The sequence below is a fragment of the Paenibacillus sp. FSL E2-0177 genome, assembly GCF_037992975.1.
Lineage (GTDB): Bacteria > Bacillota > Bacilli > Paenibacillales > Paenibacillaceae > Paenibacillus_AQ > Paenibacillus_AQ odorifer.
In genome coordinates, this window is the sequence record NZ_CP150307.1 from 4,948,506 (window position 1) to 4,967,889 (window position 19,384).

The window sequence follows — 19,384 nt, forward strand, 5'->3', positions numbered from 1 at the left end:
TTCATCTACTTGGTATTACTCTTTTTACTTCTTTAGCTATGTATGAACTATTTTTATTGATTAGTGAAGAAGATAACTTTTGCATATCAATTAGATATTTTTCTTGAGATCTTCTTGCTTCTTTATTATTTGGAGTTAAGCTACTCTTTGCTTTAATAAATCTCTTTTCAGCATTATTATTTAATTGATTTACTATTGCCTCATTAACTGATTGTAGTGGATCATTTATCTTTATCTGATCAGTTAAACGATTAAATTCCTCAACAATGTGATCGTAGTTACAGTTAATTAAGTAAGAATCATAATAGAACTCGATATTGCCTTTTTCCATTATCAACAGTCCTATTTGCTGTTTATATTTGTTCCACAAACCTTTTCGAATGACCTCTTGTTTATTAATACAATCTAAATATTTAATGACTTGATGCTCGACATCTAAAACCAGATCAATCTCTTTATCGGTAGCTAGTCTATAAGATTGATTACTCATCATTCTTGTTTCATAGTTGTAAATGTCCTCGTTAAACTCATCTTTTCCACTGAATATTTTATTAACCTTAACTTTATTAAACGTATTTAAATCTGGAATTGCCTCATGAAAACAGACTGTCATGACAGAACTCCAATATATCAATCCTTTATTTCTCAGATTATTCAATGCTTTTTCTAGATTTCTCTTTAATGTTTTATCTGCGAACTCGTAAAACTCATAGGTATTATCTTTGTCAACCTCAATCAGTTCACTTAGTTTCTCAGGTCTTCGCTTACATTCTCCATAATTAGCGTTAATCATATATAGGAGTTTTAGCAATCTTCCCTTTGATAAAAAAATCTTACCTTTGTTCTTTTTACTAATCAAATTCTCAAGTATAAGCATTTCAATATACGTTATAAACGTCAATTTCCTACTATTTTTTTCGATTTGTGAACGTGAAAGTATATCACCAATAATGAATTTATGACCATTTTTTTTATATTCAAAATATTGTTTCCAATTCTCTAATTGTAGTAGTCTTGATTTCCCTTTATTTTTAATTGGCTCTTCAATTAGCTCACACATGCTATTGTAATTTCTAACTTCTTGCCCCTTGGCTATATTACTTAGATTCAATTATTTTTAGATCCCCTCTGTTAGAAAAGGAGCCTGAGAAATAAAATCTCTGGTCCACAGTTACTACATTCCCCATCGTTTCAAGTTGTATTTTTCGTTATATTTCGCATCATTCCATTGTGAAATAATTTCATTTAACTTATTGAAGTCTCGAACTAATTCATCCTTTGAGTGTTTATTAAACATTCCGTCAAGCTGCTCACTTGTTAACTGAGTTAGGTATTTCCAATATTTTGAGTTGATGTAATGACTGATACCAGACCCTATTGGACTTATTCCATTTTGTGAAAGCAGATTTTTTAGATCCTCGTTTATGACCAAGCAATAACCCTTATTATAGTATTCAGCATCAATCAAAATCAAACTCAGTCCCATTCAATGTGATTTTACCCACAGATTTAATATCAATGTCCCCATTAGCTTTTATTTTGATAAAACTGCCTACATCATGTCCAATGATTAGATCTCCAGATTGAATCGAAAGTTCAATCCCATCATCCTTAAGTAACAATCGTCGCTCATCTGCATAGTTATTATTAAGATAAACTATATCGAGTGCCCCATTTGGCTTTGATATTCGCCCAGTGCCTGATAAGTTTTCACCACTTGGGCTTACTACTACACCATCACCTATACCGTGGATAAGATATTTATCAATATCTTTCCACATGCGCATTTTCCGATTGTCCTTGATGGGTATAGTCCTATCTATCGTTAGTTCTGCTGAATCAAAATGAAATGTCATATTTCCACCACGCATTTCATCGGCAGCTATTTCAAATGCTTCTGTATAGATATCAATCAAGTTATATTCATTCTGAGTGCTATATACATGCTCGATATAGTTTTGTACGATGTTCCCGCCTTTTCCAATTGCAAAAACATAAGGTTTTTCTTCAGAAGATTTAAATATATATGGCATAAAGTCTTTGTCACCAAAATCTATATCGTAGTAATGTATTTCCCAAATGCCATCATTACAAAATGGTATTACAAGTTGTAAGGCATGTTTCGCATTGTTTCCAAGCCGATTTATTTTGTTTGTAATATTTTTTTCATATGTATCTTTCAAAAACTCAGTGATTAACTCAGGATAAAGATCTTTCACTGGCTGTGATTTAATTTTTCGGACTACCTCTTCAGCCATGCTTAAAACACCAGAGCAATAAAACCACATATTTTCATATTTATGTAACTTAATTGCATCATCATTAACGATATAAGCTAGATTATCAACTAGAGTGCAAGCACGACTTTCAGACGCAAGTGCAATTCGTTTGCCTCCATTAAAAATAGTTGCCACAAAAATACTCATTTATATTTCATTTTCTCCTTTATTCTAGTTTTATTTTATATCTAGTTAAACTCAGATTTTTGCTTAATAGATATTTGGAGATATGTGATCGGTAAATCTTTATTATATGTATTTCTCTCATCTCATCTATGCTCTGCTATTTATATAAACATGCAATTTATACATGGTGCTTTAAACTAAAAAATCAAATTACCTAAACTCCTTAATTATTTCAGATTAATATTAGTACACAACTTTCAACATAGTTTCTTGCATATTCAGTTTTATTATGTTATCTTTACTAAAGTAAAGATTATTGTTTTTAATAATCACCTAATATTTCTACCAATACTAGTATCTTGACTATTAAAAGTCAGGTTTTTTGGTATTTCTATGAAATCGTGTAAACTTATACATTGTGTTTATTACAACATATTACCATAAGATACTATAGTTCTGTATTAATTCTAAACTGTAATCAATTTTGGAATTCATTGTAGTATTCCTACTCTTCTTTCATCATATAATTTTCCACCCCCTAATTGTCAAATTTATTTTATAAAATATTTATTAAGTATTTATATCACAACGTATATTAAAAAATCATTATAGATAATCCTAACTACCTAGCGCTATTGACTCTGAGACTACAAGGTAGCTATAAGAGCCTATCACAGCGCTCCTATAGCCTAATACGTTTTGCCGTTGGTGTTTGTCCTTTCGTGGTGGATAAGGATAAGCACCTTTTTCAGTAACTCGTTGTTTTTACCGCGATAAAAAAGAAGGAGCTGAATGCTCCGCATATTCTATGTATTTAAGTGTTTTTTTATTGCGTCTAAGCGCAGATAATTCCGCTCTTATTTCTATTCTTCGATTTATACCAGTTGTTCTTTCCTTCGCCTCTGACACCAACTTATAATATCTCTCATTAATCACAGCAAGTATATTATCTACTTCAAAAAAAGAATTGATCATAATAATCCTCCGTTAATTAAAATTATCAAACCCAAACATAGGGCGGTGTTTTGCAAAGTGTTCACTGAAGCCAAAGCCGACGCTATCACAGATGCACTGTTCCTACTCCATTCCCTCCAGCCATTATCAGGGGGTCATAGTAGCGATACATTTCTCAATGTCATCAACAATACTCGGCAACTCTTCCTGTGGCGTATAGATCGTTACAACGTCTAATGAGCCATGCCAAAATTCATGAAAGAATATCTTGGACATTGAATCAGACCAAAATTGTTCCAGCCAATTGATTATCCATGGTTTAATAGTGTTTAACTCTAGTAGTTTAATGAAGTTAATGAATGATTGTTTGGACTGTTCTGCGAGTTCAATAGCATAATCAAGGTTGAAGTCAACTTCGCCATAAACTGTTTGATTGTTCATTGTCATTATTTAGATCCCCTTTTGTTATATGATTGCTCTTTCATTTGAATTATTTTGTAAAATTACAGACCACTAAAAAGATTAAAAATTGCCTACTTCTCTTTATGGCTTATAAATTTTCTTTATTGACTACAAAAATTGAGTTACAGTCTTAGAAATTATGTCGTTGAATAATTAGTTTGATCATAAGAACATTCCTTTCGTTATGTGAATTGACAGATAAAATGTGCATGGATAAATTTGGATATATAATGACATTCCTCTGTATTGGTGATATACTTCTCCAGTGAATTATTATTCGCTAATGCGAATATACATCTACAAGAACTATAATATTCGCTAATGCGAATAAAGTCAATTAATTTTTAGGGGGAAAGATTTTATGTTGAAATTAAATATAAAACTTAAAGAGGTGTTGAAAGAAAGAGGAATAACCCAAAAAGAGCTGGAAGCTATTTCAGGGGTTAATCAAGCCAGAATTTCACAGCTTTGCAAAGAAGGAAGAAAAGAAGTAAGCTTACCAATCTTAGAAAAGATTGCAGCGGCTCTTGATATAACAGACATATCAGTTCTTCTACAGTTTGTAGAATCAGACAACGAATAACACACAGTTTATAACGCTTTACAGCCTACATGGTACATAGATTGACTTCAACATACAATCAATAGTATAACCTGGTGACATAGCAAAAAAGCCTTGAGAGGTTATCTCAGGGCTTCTAGCTATCTTTTTCATGCTTTTTTCACATAATTCCGCAATACGCTATTATTTTTTTAAAAAATAATCATTTTCACAAGCCCTAAAATGACAACCTATGCAGCTTATTCCTAATACAATATAATTGTTGAAAGTTTCGTTTTATCTCGTGGTAGAAATGTAGAATTCAAAACGGATATTTAATATTATTTGAGGAGAGATGAATTTGGAAAAAGCTAAAATCCTTTTCAATGGTGAACTTTATGACTATGAAGAATTTCAAGATGGTTCAAAAAGAATTCACAAAAAGAAAAACAAAAGAGGATTTGAAATTGATATTCTAGTTTCGGGTGATCCTGAAGAACATAAGAAAGGATTGCAAGCCGTAGAGGATTTTTTTGTAAAAGGAATCTTGTAAATAAGTGGTGTCTAGCTTCTATCGGAACATGAAATGCCAATTTCATCTCGAAATCTACATTTCATTTAATCTAGCTAAACATCATTAATCTCTCCAGAAGATCTTTTTTAAGGCTTCCTTTGTATTTTCTGGATATAAACTTCCCATTACAGCAAAGTTTAGGGCTGTAGAAGCTCCTAACAGCAATGAGGCAAAGCTATTACCAAAGAAAACTAGATTAAGAACAAGCATAACTAGAGAACCAATACCTAAAGAAAAAGAGAATATAAATCGGCTATCCATAGGATCTCTCCTTTGAACTTGCATTTTAAGTATCGCATTTTATCGATTGAATGCAACTTAAATCATAAACTACAACATCTCTTAAATTATCTAACTCTAAAGCTTTATAGCCTTTAGATTCAGTATAGTCTTTAAATTTATTCATAAATTCGATATCTTTGTCTAATAAGGGTTGAAAATGAGAAGAAATCGATTTAAAATCAACATTTAAAACAGAGCAGTCTTTAATTTCTACTTCTAATATTTTTTCCCCGAATTCTCTACATCTTTCTTTATCTCTTGCTAAATAAATTCCTCTTCCTAAAGATCCACAATAAAAGGCATCTAAAGAAAACCCATTTTTCAATATTGAAACTGCATTTTTTTCCGATGTTCCATGATAGACGATCATTTTTAAATTCACCCCTACTTTTGATAAAACAGTCATTTTACGTAATTGGTTTGCTAATGAAACGTAAAAATTCTTTCCCTGTTGATGAGGTTCTAGAAGCAACAATACCACTTCCGGTCATCATCGTATTTAAAACTCCTGCATCCGAGCTAAGAAGTCCCCTTTGATACAGTTCATTCATGATTTGCTTAGTAAACTCTTTACGGTTTTCTAACTCAGGATAATAGAGATACAGTGCCTCACTTGCGCCACCCATGTAGAAGTCATGTGAAAGTCCTTTAAAAATTAAGTTCTCTTTTGGGTTATCAAAAAACAAAAGTATTCTAAGATGCCATTCATTGAAGCTCTCGATAAAAGACAGAAACATATGCACTTGACTATCGTCTAAACTTTGCTCAGTCGCTACCGAAGTAATTGCATTTAACAAAGCCATGATTTTATCTTTTTGATGTGTCCTCATCGCTATTTGTGTTGCCTGTAAGACGCTGCTGAGAAAAAGTTCATTTGTTGCTAATGACTCTATATCGAACGACCTTTCTTCTAGTTCTCGTAAACGCTCATCGATCATCACAAGAATATTCTCTTTTCTTTTTTCAGCAGGCTGAGTTATTAATAATGAAAATGCTTCTGATAAATAACCTCCAACTCCTGGGATCAATGAGACAGTGCTTTTAACCGCAGCATGTACTACATCACCTTTGGTGGTTTTCAATTCTTTTCTTATATCCATGCGTCAAACACCTCTACTTCCTTATAAAATAGTTATTTGATCAAACTATCGCGTAAGTTCGTAAAAATTACATTCGTTTTAAACTTGTAAGTGCTAAAGGCGTTATTAAAATGACCTTTATGAAAATACTCACTCTTTAAATTAAATAGCCTTGCTATATTCATTATTGAAAGGAATCATAATTTTCACCAGTGCTCAAAAATTACTACATCATATTATTCGGGAAATCTACTCTTATAAACATAAAGATACTTTAGGATTATTTTACCATGTAAAATAGTACATGAGTATCAATAATTTGATTTCTACAAGAACAAAAAAGGACTAAGCAATAGCTGCTTAATCCTATATTTAGACTTACTTTTCCGAATGTACTTTACCAAAGTGCTTATTAAGTACTTCTTCTACTCGTTTCCTCAACTTATCGAAAAGCAATTTTTTTGTATCATCTGTAGGCAGCCATAGCTCCCTATATTGCTCACAAAAAGCTTTATATAGCTTTTCATCATCTTCCGTAACTTCAATTTCTAGGATTTCAGACATCAATTTTTGGCTACGTATTACATCCTTTAAATCAAAATACATCTCTGAAAGTCTCTCGTTTGCAAAACCGGAAATAGTATCTTGAGTAAATGGTAAACTAGGTACTACACTTCTCACCTTTAGTGGTTTGTTATTTTTTACTTTCTTAGAAACATTATGATTTTCCTTCTTTAGTGATAACTGAACTTTGATATTATCGTTAAATTCTAATTTCTCTCCTTGAATAGTTGCACTAATTATATTAATTCCATTAATACATAGTAACTCATCAATTTTCCCCAACTGAAATCCGAGTAATTGATATATCTTATCTTCCCTAGTTTCACTTGTCTGCCACTTTTTCAAGGGAACATCTACATGATCCATACGAGAATCATTTAGCAAATCAACATGAAAGCTAATTGTTAATGCATAATTATCTTCGTGTTTTAATTCTGTTATTATTGGCATAGCAAGATGTATCTGATCAGCAAGTTCAAGATCAAAAAGATCTGCTTTAAAGATGTATTCCATAATCCTCACTCCTCATAGTATATTAATTTTGCATTTTCCACTTGCTAAGTGGTGAATGATTTTGATACTTCCTCGCTATTTCTTCACGGGTTAAATCCATATATGCCGCTTCCGTAACAGTGACTGAACTATGACCTAAAATACGAGACAATGTATAAAAGTCTCCACCATTTAGTAAATAATGTCTGGCGAAATTATTGCGAATCATGTGAGGGTGAACATCTATCCCAGCCATCTTGCTAATATCTTTTAATTGCTTCTCGAATGATTGGATACTTAAAGGAGTTCCTTTTGTTGTTGGAAAAAGTAATTCCGATTCTGTGTATCTGTCTTTAAATTTTAGATATTGCTTTAATTCCCTTTGCATCACATTGGAAAAATAAACATACCGTTCTATTTTACCTTTAGTTTTAGTCAATAGAATCATTTTACTCTTAAAGTCGATTGCATCTACTGTTACTTCTAAGCATTCACCAATTCTCATGCCAGTATCTTGCAACAATAACACGATGATTTTATTTCGATATCCATGAAACTTAGTATAATCAAACTTTTCAATCAATCCATTAAACTCTTCTTGACTTATCCCCCTTTTCTGTCTTCTTACAGTTTTTATTTGTGAGATATTCTCAACAGGATTTTTAAGCAACTCTCCTTCTTGTTTCAACCAATTAAAGAAAACCTTTATGTTACGAATGTAGTTATTAATTGTGATTGATGAAACCTCTTTTTTAAAATCCATTCTCTTTTCTGGAAAATTGACCAATTTAGAAGACTCACGATTTACTACCGTGTATTTCCCTCGCTCCTGTAGATAAGCAATATACTGCCTAATATGTCCAACACGCACTTCTTTTGCCTTATCCACATCATGCTGATTCATTAAATAAGCAAGAAATAACTTCAAAGATTGTTCATAAGAGTTAATAGTCTTGCGTGATAAATTCTTGTTCTGACAATATGCTAAAAAGTCTTCTAAGAAAAACTCCAAATCCGATAACTTCATACAAATCCTCCCTCTCTTTACCTACAAAAAAAAAAACCAATAAACCATATAGGTTTATCGGGTGAGATGGAAAAAGTTTATCGGTTTCAAAACAAGTTTATTGGTTTTTATATACTGACTGTAAAAAACTTCCAGCAACCCACAATCCCTTACCACGCACTGCCCCTAACCCTTTCAACTAACCTTATGCTCAATCCGCAGCTTGTCGGCTACCATGGCAATAAATTCCGAGTTAGTAGGCTTAGATTTGGAGATATTAATGGTGTAGCCGAATAAATGGCTAATGGAGTCAATGTTGCCACGGGTCCAAGCGACTTCAATCGCATGGCGGATCGCGCGTTCTACGCGTGAAGGCGTGGTTTTGAACTTCTCAGCGATTGCTGGGTAGAGTGTCTTCGTAATCGCACCAAGGATCTCGATATTGTTATATACCATGGTAATCGCTTCACGCAGGTACTGATAGCCCTTGATATGCGCTGGGACACCGATTTCATGGATGATCGAGGTAATGTTAGCGTCGAGGTTCTTGCCCTTAGAGAGCGGCACTACATTCGATCTGGACGTCGACGAATAATTGTACATGTTGGAGGAGGAGCTCATGCTGCCTTGAGAGCCGACAAGCTGACGTACACGATTTGCCAGGACCTCCATATCGAACGGTTTCAAAATATAATAGGATGCACCAAGCTGTACAGCTCTTTGAGTGATGTTCTCCTGACCAAAAGCAGTCAGCATGATGATCTTCGGTTGAGGATTCAGATCCATATCACGTAGACGTTCCAATACACCTAGGCCGTCTAAATGCGGCATGATGATATCAAGAATAAGAACATCGGGAATTTTACGCGCTTCGCTAAGCATTTGAAGCACTTCTTCACCATTGTAGGCGATACCCGTTACGGTCATATCTTCTTGCTCAGAAATGTACTCGGAAAGCAAATTCGTAAATTCCCTGTTATCATCGGCCAACAACACTTCAATATTCTGCACTGGCTGCTTCCTCCTTAATTATATCTGCTATTCGAAAATAACATTTTTTTCTTGTCTCTTACGTTTTCGACATGGAGATCGAATTCCCTTCTGTCGAAAATTATTTTTCTTTATTTTTTTTCTGCGTTGGATTATAATTAAATATTTTATCTCAATGTTCGAGGTTCTTCGTAATCGTTCGACAAAAAATCTTAAGGCTAAACCGCCTTAAGATTTAATGAATACCTATTCTCCTGTTTGGTCACACCTGAATCTTGAAGCATCCATTCGATGAAGCATCCATAACCGGACTTAGGATCATTTACAAATACATGAGTTACGGCTCCGATGAGACGGCCATCCTGTACGATAGGACTTCCGCTCATGCCTTGAACGATACCGCCTGTCTTATCGATAAGACGTGGATCGGTGATCCGCAGCACCATTCCTTTAGTGGCTGGCGTTTGCTGATGTGCTACATGAATGATCTCAACCTTAAACCGTTCCACCTGCTGTCCGTCAACTACAGTTAGGATCTCAGCTGGACCTTCCTTGACTTGATCGCTCATCGCCACGGGGATAGGTTCTTTGTAAAGACTGTGCTCGGGATTGGAGCTCATTTTACCGAAGATGCCGAAGTCAGTATTGCTCTCCACATTTCCAAGCACTTGGCTTTCTTTCAAAAAATGCGCTCGTTTCTCGCCCGGATCGCCATCCTGGCTTTTGGATATGGAGGTGACACTGGACTGAACGATATGACCACTGCCTACAACAATTGGAGTACCGGTATTCATGTCTGTAATCACATGTCCCAAAGCTCCATATACACCTTGCTCTGGAGCATAAAAAGTTAATGTGCCAACACCCGCTGCTGAATCACGAATGTACAGGCCTAACCGCCACACTTTGTCATGAATGTCATACGCGGGCTTTAACTTAGCTGTATGCTCTTTACCTCCGCGTTTGAAGACAATGGTCAAGGGGTTATTCGCTTTACCAGCACGATCCACCAGCTTGGCCACCTTGGACAACTCGTCCAATTTCTCACCATTCATGGAGATCATCAGATCACCCGGCACTAAACCGCTGACCTCTCCTGGGGAAAGCTTAGTTTTCTCGGATACTTCAATCAGATGATGACCAACAACCAAAACACCTGCTGATTTCACTTTCACACCGATCGTTTGACCTCCCGGGATCACCTTAAGCTCGGAATGAATTCCTTGTGCAGTCACCTTGGCTGGTTCACCTTGCAGTGGTGCAGCAGAACTTAGGTTTGTTCCCGTTATGCCCGATAAACTAAGAAAGAAGGCAAATAAAAGGCCTGGCATTAACTTCCTGAGGTTAGGCTTCAATGGCTGTCACGCTCCCTTTTGCTTCTTTCGCTTGACGAAAAAGGTGGTCGCCAATTGCGTACCTATAAGATAACCTTGCCCCCAGGCTTTTATTACTGTCAATCATTGCTCCGCTTAGCTTGTTGCAGCCTTACTTGCCTCGGCCAGATTAAGCATTTCCTGCGAGTGGTGCAATGTTTTTTCGGTAATTTCTACGCCACCCAGCATCCTGGCCAGCTCCATTACACGTCCATCGTTCGTTAGGGATTCCACTTCAGTCATGGTTCTTCCATCCTCAACCTTTTTGCGGATTAAGTACTGATGGTCAGCCATACAAGCCACCTGCGGCAAGTGAGTAATGGAGAACACCTGACAGGTAGAGGACAGCTTAAACAGCTTATCTGCGATGGACTGAGCAGCTCTGCCGCTGACACCAGTATCCACTTCGTCAAAAATTAGAACTGGAATTGCATCATGGCGCGCAAAAATACTTTTCATTGCCAGCATAATACGCGACAGCTCACCACCAGAGGCAATTTTGCCAAGAGGTCTCAGGGGTTCGCCCGGGTTAGGGGATATCATAAATTCTGCGCTGTCTATCCCTTGTCTTGTGAGGCGAATACGCCGACCATTGTATTCGACTCCACGCGGGTCCTCCAGCCTGTCCAATTTGACCTGCAACGAGGTTCTTTCCATTTGAAGGTCTTTGAGCTCACCCTCCACTTGGGTGGCCAGATCAGCAGCACAAAGCTTTCGTGCTTCACTTAATTCCGTAGCTGCTTCCATTAATACAGACAGCAACGAATCGCGCTTCGCCGTCAGTTTCTCCAGATATTCATCTTTATTCTCAAGCAAATCAGTTTCCCGGTGAATTTGTTCATAATAAGCCAAAATCTGTTCTACACTTTCTCCATATTTACGTCGGAGTCCAGTGATCAAATCCAAACGATTCTCTATTTCTTCAAGTCGCATCGGATTGAACTCGATATTTTCCCGGTAATCACGAAGCTGAAAAGCAGCATCCTCTAGCTGGTAATATGAGGACTGCAGCTGTTCGAGCACTGTTCGCAGACCCTTCTCATCGTAACGAACTGCATCCTCAAGTCTGGAAATAACATTACCGATCGATTCCAAGCCTTGTCTGTCGTAAAGTAGCTCATATGCACCCGATACGGAATCCATCATTTTCTCACTGTGGGATAGTTTGACCCGTTCTTCGGTAAGTAATTCATCTTCTCCCGGTTTTAATCCGGCGGATGAAATTTCTTCAAGCTGAAAACGATATAAGTCAAGCATTTGGTATGCCTTCTGGCTGGATTCCTGCAGCTCTCGCAGCTCTTTCTCCACCTTCGCGAAGGCAGAATACCTTTCCTGAAAAACTGCCTTTAGCGGACCAATAATCGGTTCTCCGTATGTATCCAGCAGTCCCAGATGCCGTTCCGCCTTCAGCAAGTTCTGGTGCTCATGCTGGCCGTGTATATTAACCAGCTGCTCGCCGATCTCGCGAAGCATGGTAAGATTGACCATCTGCCCATTTACACGTGATGTACTTTTACCTTGAGAGGTAAGCTCGCGTCGTATAATAAGATGCTCCTCGCGCTGGGCCTCAATGCCAAGACGCTCCAAAGTCTCCCAAACGGGATGACCGCTGGGAAGACTGAAGAGCGCCTCCATCTCCGCTTTTTCACAACCATAACGAATGGAATCCGCAGAACCGCGGCCTCCAACAATCAATCCAAGCGCATCAATAATAATGGATTTACCTGCCCCGGTCTCCCCCGTAAGCACGTGGAAGCCAGGATAAAAATGCACATCTACCGCCTCAACGACGGCAAGATTGCGTATAGACAAGGTTTCTAACACTAATAGAGCACCTCCGAGAAGATGACAGGCATCTGATTAATTATAATTAAGAAATATAACCCATGATTTGTGAAATTACGGTCTTGCTGTCCTCAGGTAAACGGCAAATGATAAGGATTGTATCATCACCAGAAAGGGTTCCCATAATTTGCGGCCAGTCAATATTATCAATTAAAGCAGCGACAGAGTTAGCCGTACCTGGTAAACATTTCATCACCACAAGATTAGCCGAGGAATCGATCTGCACAAAATTATCCACAAGAACGCGCTTAAGCTTCTGAATGGGATTGTACCGTTGATCCGTTGGAAGTGAATATTTATATCTTCCATCATCCATGGGTACCTTGATGAGCAACAGCTCTTTTATATCTCGAGATACTGTGGCTTGAGTAACTTGAAAACCTGATTCCCGCAAGGCTTCCACAAGCTCGTCCTGTGTCTCGATATCCTTTTGTGTAATAATTTCACGAATCTTAATATGTCGTTGTCCCTTCATTGTTGCCTCCTGGTATATAAAAAATATGGACTCAGTTTGATTCTCCGTCGTCTTTGCCAAGCTTAATGACATGGATCGATGCTGTTGCTACATTAACATATAGAACGCCGCTGCATTCCGGATAGATCAGCAGGTAGGGAAGCAAGGTATCACGTAAGCCACTGCCAGTGAAATCCAAAGGCTTGCGTGGTCTGGAAAGGATAACTAAATATAAAGATCCTTCCTCTTTTGTCGCCACATAATCTATAAATAACCGGCTATACATCTGCGCCCCATTTACGTTGAAAGACAAGGGGATTTTTAATTTCCCTCCAACGACCTCATATCCTTCATCCTCAAGTATATCAATAGAGGGATGTGGAATAATCACTTTATTGAACGGAATTTGATCCTTCATAAAAGAACGCGGAGAACTCTGCAGCCATACATATATCCGATATATTATAAAAATCGATAATGCTACCCCAATAAACGCCATAACGACCTTGTCAGAGCTACCCGCCACTATCAATCACCTCGGTGATTTATTCGCGTGAAGCCCTGGTAAATCCTGCTTCTAAGCTGTCTTTTTATAAGCTTTCCGCATAATTGATATTATTCGCTAATTCAGCAATTTACAATTACAACGAGCACAGTAAATCCAAAAAAAGATTCAAAATATAAAGACCCGGATTTTATACCGGGTCTTTATTTTAATAAATTCAATCCATTTGAGCAAATCTGCTCCCTCAATCTTAACAGATGAAGAGGAATTTTCAAGGTTGAACTCTTCAGACTTCCCGCTCAAAAAAAACGCCCCGCTGACCATTTGAGGTTGACGGGGTGTTCATAAAGCTCTAACGGCGCGCGGAGTTTCCATGAGTAGAACTCACATTAAAAGTACCCGTAGCCTGCTTAATCACTTCATCAGCAAGGGATGGAAAGTCCTCCACTGGAATGACTGCTGCAACAGCAGCTGCCGGCTGTACGGATGATTCTTCGCCTTCCGCCACTTCTGGCGTCAGTCTCCAATGAGCAAGAAACTCAATATTGCCTTCCCCGCCTGTAATTGGCGAAAAAGTCAATCCATGGAGACCGAATCCTAACTCAGCAGCCATAGTCAGTACATTAATCAAAACCTCTTTATGGACAGCAGAATCACGAATCACACCTGATTTTCCAACCTTCTCACGTCCAGCCTCAAATTGCGGCTTGATGAGTGCAGCGATATCTGCTGGACGTTGCAGCAAGGCTTTGAGGGGTGGGAGAATTATTTTTAAGGATATAAAAGATACATCAATACTGGCAAAGTCCGGAACAGGACCCTGCAAATCTGTAGGTGTCATATACCGGAAGTTCGTACGCTCCATAACGCTCACTCGCTCATCATTCCGCAGTGACCAATCCAGCTGATTATAGCCAACATCAATGGCGTATACATGGCTTACGCCATTCTGAAGCGCACAATCTGTGAAGCCGCCAGTGGAAGCACCAATGTCCAGCATGTTCCGTCCGGTAAGATCAATATTAAATTGGCGAAGAGCCTTCTCCAGCTTTAGGCCTCCACGACTGACATACGGATGCACAGAGCCTTTAACCTTAAGGGTAGACTCCCGAGAGACCTTCATGCCAGCTTTTTCAATACGTTCCTCATCCGCGAGCACCAACCCTGCCATAATAGCAGCTTTAGCTTTCTCCCGGCTTTCATAAAAACCTTGCTCCACAAGCAGTACATCAATCCGTTCTTTACGGTGTTCCATGGTCATCTCCCGATCGTTCAAGGGTTACTAATCTTCGGCTTCCACTTAGGAAGACGAAGTCGTTTTGTAATTATAAGCACTTAGAGCCATCATGGACTTGATACGTGCACATAACGCTTCTACGGTAAGACCTGTTTGCTGACGTTGTTCTTTAATGGAGCCATGCTCCACGAAGATGTCGGGCACACCCATCAGATGTACACGAGCGTCATAAATTTCATGCTCCGCGTAGAATTCCAATACCGCACTGCCGAGACTTCCCGCTTGGCAAGCCTCTTCAATAACAACCATATTGGTTCCAGCATGAGCCAAATCAAGAAGCATGGAGTTATCAAGCGGCTTCAGGAAACGCGCATTCACAACACCTACCTGAATCCCTTCCCGCTTCAGCAAATCAGCGGCTTCTTCTGCCACTTGAACCATAGGACCACATGCCACTACAGCATATCCTTCTCCTGTACGCAGTCGTTCCCATGATCCTATAGGAAGGGTATGCAGTTCAGCGTCCATTGCCACACCTGTTCCGTTAATACGAGGATAGCGGTAAGCAATTGGCCCGTCATTATATTCAAGTGCCGTCTTCATCATATGACGCAGCTCATTTTCGTCTTTTGGCATCATCATAACCATATTAGGGATATGGCGCATAAAAGCAACATCGTACACACCCTGATGAGTCTCACCATCCGCACCCACAAATCCAGCACGGTCAATGGCGAACATAACATTGGCGTTATGGCGGCAAATATCATGGACGATCTGATCATAGGCACGCTGCATGAAGGTAGAATACACGGCGTATACCGGCTTCATCCCTTCCATAGCCAAAGCTGCACACAAGGTTGCTGCATGCTGCTCTGCAATCCCCACGTCAATCATACGATCCGGGAATTCCTTCGCAAAAGGAAACAAACCTGAACCGCCTGGCATCGCAGGGGTAACTGCAATCAGACGCGAATCTTCACGTCCTAGCTCAATCAGTGTACTACCAAATACTTCGGTGTACATTGGAGGACCTACAGCTTTAAGTGCCTGACCTGACTCAATTTTGTAAGGGGAAATAGCATGCGATTTATAAAAATCAGTCTCAGCCGGTTTATAGCCCTTGCCTTTGGTCGTCAGCACATGCACAAGCACAGGACCCGCCACGTTATCTGCTTGATGGAAGGTGTCGATCATTTTCTCCAGATCATGTCCATCCACTGGCCCAAGATACGTAAAGCCAAGCTCTTCAAACAATACTCCAGGAACCATCATATATTTAAGACTGTTTTTTAATTGTTCAGCGGTTTTCGCTAATCGTCCACCGATGGCCGGAATCTTCTTAAGCAGCCCTTCAACCTCGTCTTTGGCACGCAAATAATGACGGTCCGAACGAATTTTGCTTAAATAATTGTGCATCGCCCCTACATTCGGAGCAATCGACATTTCATTATCGTTCAAAATGACCATCAGCTTGCGCTTCTCATGACCAATGTGGTTAAGCGCTTCAAAAGCCATCCCGCCGGTAAGCGCACCGTCACCAATCACGGCAATCACCTTGTTGTCTTCGCCTTTTAGATCACGAGCCATAGCCATCCCCATAGCTGCCGACAAAGAGGTGCTGCTATGTCCAGCCTCCCACACATCATGTTCGCTTTCAGAGCGCTTAACAAAGCCGCACAATCCCTGATATTTGCGTAGGGTATCAAAGCGATCTTGACGGCCGGTCAGTATTTTGTGGACATAGGCTTGGTGGCCAACGTCGTAGATCATTTTGTCACGAGGACTGTTGTAGCAATAATGTAAGGCCAGCGTGAGCTCCACCACCCCCAGATTAGAACCGAGGTGCCCGCCGGTTGCTGTAAGCTTCTCAATCAGAAATCGTCGAATTTCCTCTGCAAGAGTAGTTAATTCTTCGACTGACAGTGATTTCAGTTGTTGTGGATCATTTATTTGTGGAAGCAGCACGAATAGTTCCCCGCTTTCCTAGATGTTGTAAAATATATAAAAACCATTATAACACAAACGAAACGGCTGTCGAAATACAGCCGCTTCGAAAGTTCATACTTAGTGATCACGTGCCATTAAATAATCTGCAATTTCCAGCAGGCGCTGGTTGTCGTAAAAACCGCCATTCAGCACAGCATTTTGCGCTGCTTCTGTAAGCCGCTTCACCTCAGCACGTGATTCCTCCAACCCAATAAAATAAGGGTAGGTTACCTTCTGCTGCTTGATATCGCTGCCTGTTTTTTTACCAAGCTTGCCTTCATCACCAACCAAATCAAGAATATCATCCTGAATTTGAAAAGCGAGTCCGATGCTAGTGCCAAAATCACGCAGAGCTTCAAGCTGCTTCTCTGTTGCCCCTGCAATACGTCCGCCGGCTAACAGCGAAAAAATAATTAAATCTCCGGTTTTATGCAGATGAATATATTTCAGCTGCGCTAGATCTGTTAGTCCTTGCTCGCCTTCCATATCTGCAATCTGACCGCCGACCATGCCGCGTGGACCTGCCATTTCCGCCAGATCCTCTACTATGGATAAAACATTTTCAGCAGGAATGCCAAATTTACGCGAGGCTTGTACCACACTGTAAAAAGCATGGGTCAAAAGCGCATCACCCGCAAGAATAGCCGATGCTTCACCAAAGACTTTATGATTCGTCAGCTTGCCGCGCCGATAATCATCATTATCCATGGCAGGCAGATCATCATGAATCAACGAGTAGGTATGTACCATCTCAATCGCAGCAGCAACAGGCAAGGCTGCTTCACGGCTGCCTCCCAGTGATTCACAAGCAGCGATCACAAGCAGCGGCCGGAGGCGTTTGCCTCCTGCCATTAGCGAATACTTCATCGCTTGCTGTAAATTTTCTGGTACCGTCCACGCTGCGGGAAGAATAGTCTCAAGCTCATGTGAGAGCAAATCACTTATCGATGCGATGTAATCCTCCAGCGGCTGCCGCATGCTTTCACTTGCAGAGCTTCCCTCCAGATCATTCTCAAAGCGATTCATCAGCGTCCCCTTCCAGACGTGCACCAAACGGCTTTTTGCGCAGTTCTCCGTCCTCTTGGGTAATCATTTCGATCTTACGCTCTACTTGTTCCAGCTTGCTGCCGCAAAGCTGCGACAGCTTCATGCCCTGCTGAAATAAATCGATGGCCTTCTCCAGAGGAACGTCGCCGTGTTCAAGCTCACGAACGATTTCCTCCAGTCGGTCCATAGCGCCTTCAAAATCAAGTTCCGCTTCCTTCGTCATCGTCTTTGCCATCCTCCTTCATCCCCCATACTTGGCAGTTCAGCTGTCCGTCATTCATCTTTATCACCACAAGATCGCCAAGCTGTACTTCAGTCAGCGATTTGATTAAATGTTCTTCCGCCTCGTCATACACTAAGCTGTAGCCTCGTGACATTACTTTAAGCGGGCTCAGCGCATCCAGGTGACGAATCTCTGCCACATAGCGAGATCGCTTCTCCTGCAAACGAGCCTGCATAGCGCCCATTAACTCACGGCGCAGACTGTCTGTGAGCTGACGTGCTGCGGCAACACTGTCGCGCGGATGGAACCGCTGCAGACTGTGATGCAGCACCGCCTTGCGCTCGCGGGAACGGCTGAGCCGTGCATCCGCCGAGCGCTGGAGCCGCACACGCAGCATGTCCAGCCGCTGCGTGTGCTGAATCAGCGTGCGGCGCGGGCCTGCCAGCGCCAGCGAGCGCTGCAGCACCGAGTGGCGCTCGCGTCCACGCTGGGCGCGTTGTTGCAGCGCCTGACGCAGCCGCTGCTGCAGTTGGCGAAGCTGCGCAGCTAGCTCGCCGGCATGAGGCACGGCCAGCTCAGCGGCCGCTGTGGGCGTAGCCGCGCGGAGGTCGGCGGCGAAATCGGCAATCGTGAAATCGGTCTCGTGGCCGACGGCCGAGATGACCGGAATCCTTGATGCCGATATCGCTCTCGCGACTTCCTCCTCGTTGAACGCCCACAGCTCCTCCAGCGAACCGCCGCCGCGGCCGACGATAAGCACGTCGGCTTCACCCATGGCGTTCAGCGCACCAATCGCCTTCACTATCGAAGGCGCAGCGCCTTTGCCTTGCACCAGTACGGGATAGATTACAATAGCTACCTGCGGAAACCGCCGCTGAAGCGTAATCACAATATCTCGTACAGCTGCTCCTGTTGGGGAAGTAATCACACCAATACACTTCGGAAACCGCGGCAACGAACGCTTGCGAGCTTCTGCAAAAAGGCCTTCTTTTTCAAGCTTGCTCTTCAGCTGCTCATAGGCTAGATATAAACTGCCAATCCCATCAGGCTGCATATGTGTGGCGTAGAATTGATATTGCCCATCCCGTTCATAAACGGTCACATTACCTCTGGCAATTACCCGAGCGCCTTCTTTCGGAATAAAGGGCAGCCGCTGGTTATGAGAAGCGAACATAATCGCTTTAATGCGGCTGCTCTCGTCCTTAAGTGTGAAATACATATGCCCGCTGCCATGATGTGTAAAGTTGGAAATCTCTCCGCGAATCCACACATCCGAAAGTAAATTATCCGAGTCTAGCTTCATGCGGATATAACGGTTGAGTTCTTTGATCGAATAAACCTGCCGCTCTGCCGCCATGAATC

General features: G+C 40.7%; 21 protein-coding genes. 2 read left to right on the plus strand and 19 right to left on the minus strand.

Features of this window, described 5'->3' with window-relative positions:
• Position 1: 1 nt before the first annotated feature.
• The 4 genes from MHI25_RS22175 to MHI25_RS22190 all read right to left on the minus strand — a co-directional run bounded on the left by MHI25_RS22175 (position 2) and on the right by MHI25_RS22190 (position 3,806).
• Positions 2–1,111: a hypothetical protein gene (locus MHI25_RS22175; RefSeq protein ID WP_076130934.1), complete on the minus strand. Its 1,110-nt coding sequence runs from the start codon at positions 1,109–1,111 to the stop codon at positions 2–4.
• A gap of 349 nt (positions 1,112–1,460) precedes the next feature.
• Positions 1,461–2,426: a hypothetical protein gene (locus MHI25_RS22180; RefSeq protein WP_076130931.1), complete on the minus strand. Its 966-nt coding sequence runs from the start codon at positions 2,424–2,426 to the stop codon at positions 1,461–1,463.
• Positions 2,427–3,170: 744 nt separating this feature from the next.
• A complete protein-coding gene (locus MHI25_RS22185; RefSeq protein WP_076129663.1) occupies positions 3,171–3,380 on the minus strand; it encodes a hypothetical protein in 210 nt (69 codons plus the stop codon).
• A gap of 126 nt (positions 3,381–3,506) precedes the next feature.
• Entirely contained in the window at positions 3,507–3,806 is a 300-nt protein-coding gene (locus MHI25_RS22190; RefSeq protein ID WP_076129662.1) for a hypothetical protein, read from the minus strand.
• Between the two features lie 376 nt (positions 3,807–4,182).
• Between MHI25_RS22190 and MHI25_RS22195 the strand changes: the two genes are divergently transcribed.
• Entirely contained in the window at positions 4,183–4,404 is a 222-nt protein-coding gene (locus tag MHI25_RS22195; RefSeq protein ID WP_081390668.1) for a helix-turn-helix transcriptional regulator, read from the plus strand.
• 319 nt (positions 4,405–4,723) lie between these two features.
• Positions 4,724–4,915, plus strand: a complete 192-nt coding sequence (locus MHI25_RS22200; RefSeq protein ID WP_076129661.1) for a hypothetical protein — start codon at positions 4,724–4,726, stop codon at positions 4,913–4,915.
• An 84-nt stretch (positions 4,916–4,999) separates the two neighbouring features.
• On the opposite strand, the gene MHI25_RS22205 is transcribed toward MHI25_RS22200, so the two are convergent.
• The 15 genes from MHI25_RS22205 to xseA form a co-directional block, all read right to left on the minus strand.
• The gene (locus MHI25_RS22205; RefSeq protein WP_076129660.1) at positions 5,000–5,197 is read right to left on the minus strand and encodes a hypothetical protein; all 198 of its coding nucleotides are present in this window, start codon (positions 5,195–5,197) and stop codon (positions 5,000–5,002) included.
• A 25-nt stretch (positions 5,198–5,222) separates the two neighbouring features.
• Entirely contained in the window at positions 5,223–5,624 is a 402-nt protein-coding gene (locus MHI25_RS22210) for a hypothetical protein (RefSeq protein ID WP_081393674.1), read from the minus strand.
• Position 5,625: 1 nt separating this feature from the next.
• The gene (locus MHI25_RS22215) at positions 5,626–6,318 is read right to left on the minus strand and encodes a hypothetical protein (protein ID WP_076129658.1); all 693 of its coding nucleotides are present in this window, start codon (positions 6,316–6,318) and stop codon (positions 5,626–5,628) included.
• Positions 6,319–6,675: 357 nt separating this feature from the next.
• The gene (locus MHI25_RS22220) at positions 6,676–7,374 is read right to left on the minus strand and encodes a hypothetical protein (RefSeq protein WP_076129657.1); all 699 of its coding nucleotides are present in this window, start codon (positions 7,372–7,374) and stop codon (positions 6,676–6,678) included.
• A gap of 22 nt (positions 7,375–7,396) precedes the next feature.
• Entirely contained in the window at positions 7,397–8,380 is a 984-nt protein-coding gene (locus tag MHI25_RS22225) for a tyrosine-type recombinase/integrase (protein WP_076129656.1), read from the minus strand.
• Between the two features lie 174 nt (positions 8,381–8,554).
• Positions 8,555–9,370, minus strand: a complete 816-nt coding sequence (gene spo0A, locus MHI25_RS22230) for a sporulation transcription factor Spo0A (RefSeq protein WP_036682806.1) — start codon at positions 9,368–9,370, stop codon at positions 8,555–8,557.
• Positions 9,371–9,567: 197 nt separating this feature from the next.
• Positions 9,568–10,680, minus strand: a complete 1,113-nt coding sequence (spoIVB, locus tag MHI25_RS22235) for a SpoIVB peptidase (RefSeq protein ID WP_081383394.1) — start codon at positions 10,678–10,680, stop codon at positions 9,568–9,570.
• Between the two features lie 138 nt (positions 10,681–10,818).
• A complete protein-coding gene (gene recN, locus MHI25_RS22240) occupies positions 10,819–12,546 on the minus strand; it encodes a DNA repair protein RecN (RefSeq protein WP_076129654.1) in 1,728 nt (575 codons plus the stop codon).
• 46 nt (positions 12,547–12,592) lie between these two features.
• Positions 12,593–13,042 (minus strand): transcriptional regulator ArgR, encoded by a 450-nt coding sequence (argR, locus tag MHI25_RS22245; RefSeq protein WP_036682813.1) that lies wholly within the window; start codon positions 13,040–13,042, stop codon positions 12,593–12,595.
• Positions 13,043–13,073: 31 nt separating this feature from the next.
• Positions 13,074–13,547: a hypothetical protein gene (locus MHI25_RS22250; protein ID WP_232061423.1), complete on the minus strand. Its 474-nt coding sequence runs from the start codon at positions 13,545–13,547 to the stop codon at positions 13,074–13,076.
• Between the two features lie 331 nt (positions 13,548–13,878).
• The gene (locus MHI25_RS22255) at positions 13,879–14,781 is read right to left on the minus strand and encodes a TlyA family RNA methyltransferase (protein WP_076129653.1); all 903 of its coding nucleotides are present in this window, start codon (positions 14,779–14,781) and stop codon (positions 13,879–13,881) included.
• Positions 14,782–14,826: 45 nt separating this feature from the next.
• Positions 14,827–16,731, minus strand: a complete 1,905-nt coding sequence (gene dxs, locus MHI25_RS22260) for a 1-deoxy-D-xylulose-5-phosphate synthase (RefSeq protein WP_036682816.1) — start codon at positions 16,729–16,731, stop codon at positions 14,827–14,829.
• A gap of 99 nt (positions 16,732–16,830) precedes the next feature.
• A complete protein-coding gene (locus MHI25_RS22265) occupies positions 16,831–17,778 on the minus strand; it encodes a polyprenyl synthetase family protein (RefSeq protein ID WP_340394320.1) in 948 nt (315 codons plus the stop codon).
• Positions 17,765–18,022 (minus strand): exodeoxyribonuclease VII small subunit, encoded by a 258-nt coding sequence (xseB, locus tag MHI25_RS22270; protein ID WP_036682818.1) that lies wholly within the window; start codon positions 18,020–18,022, stop codon positions 17,765–17,767. Before xseB ends, MHI25_RS22265 begins: the two co-directional genes overlap by 14 nt.
• Complete coding sequence (xseA, locus tag MHI25_RS22275; RefSeq protein ID WP_036682820.1) at positions 18,000–19,379, minus strand: exodeoxyribonuclease VII large subunit; 1,380 nt, start codon at positions 19,377–19,379, stop codon at positions 18,000–18,002. The genes xseB and xseA overlap by 23 nt, the downstream gene beginning before the upstream one ends.
• Positions 19,380–19,384: the final 5 nt, after the last annotated feature.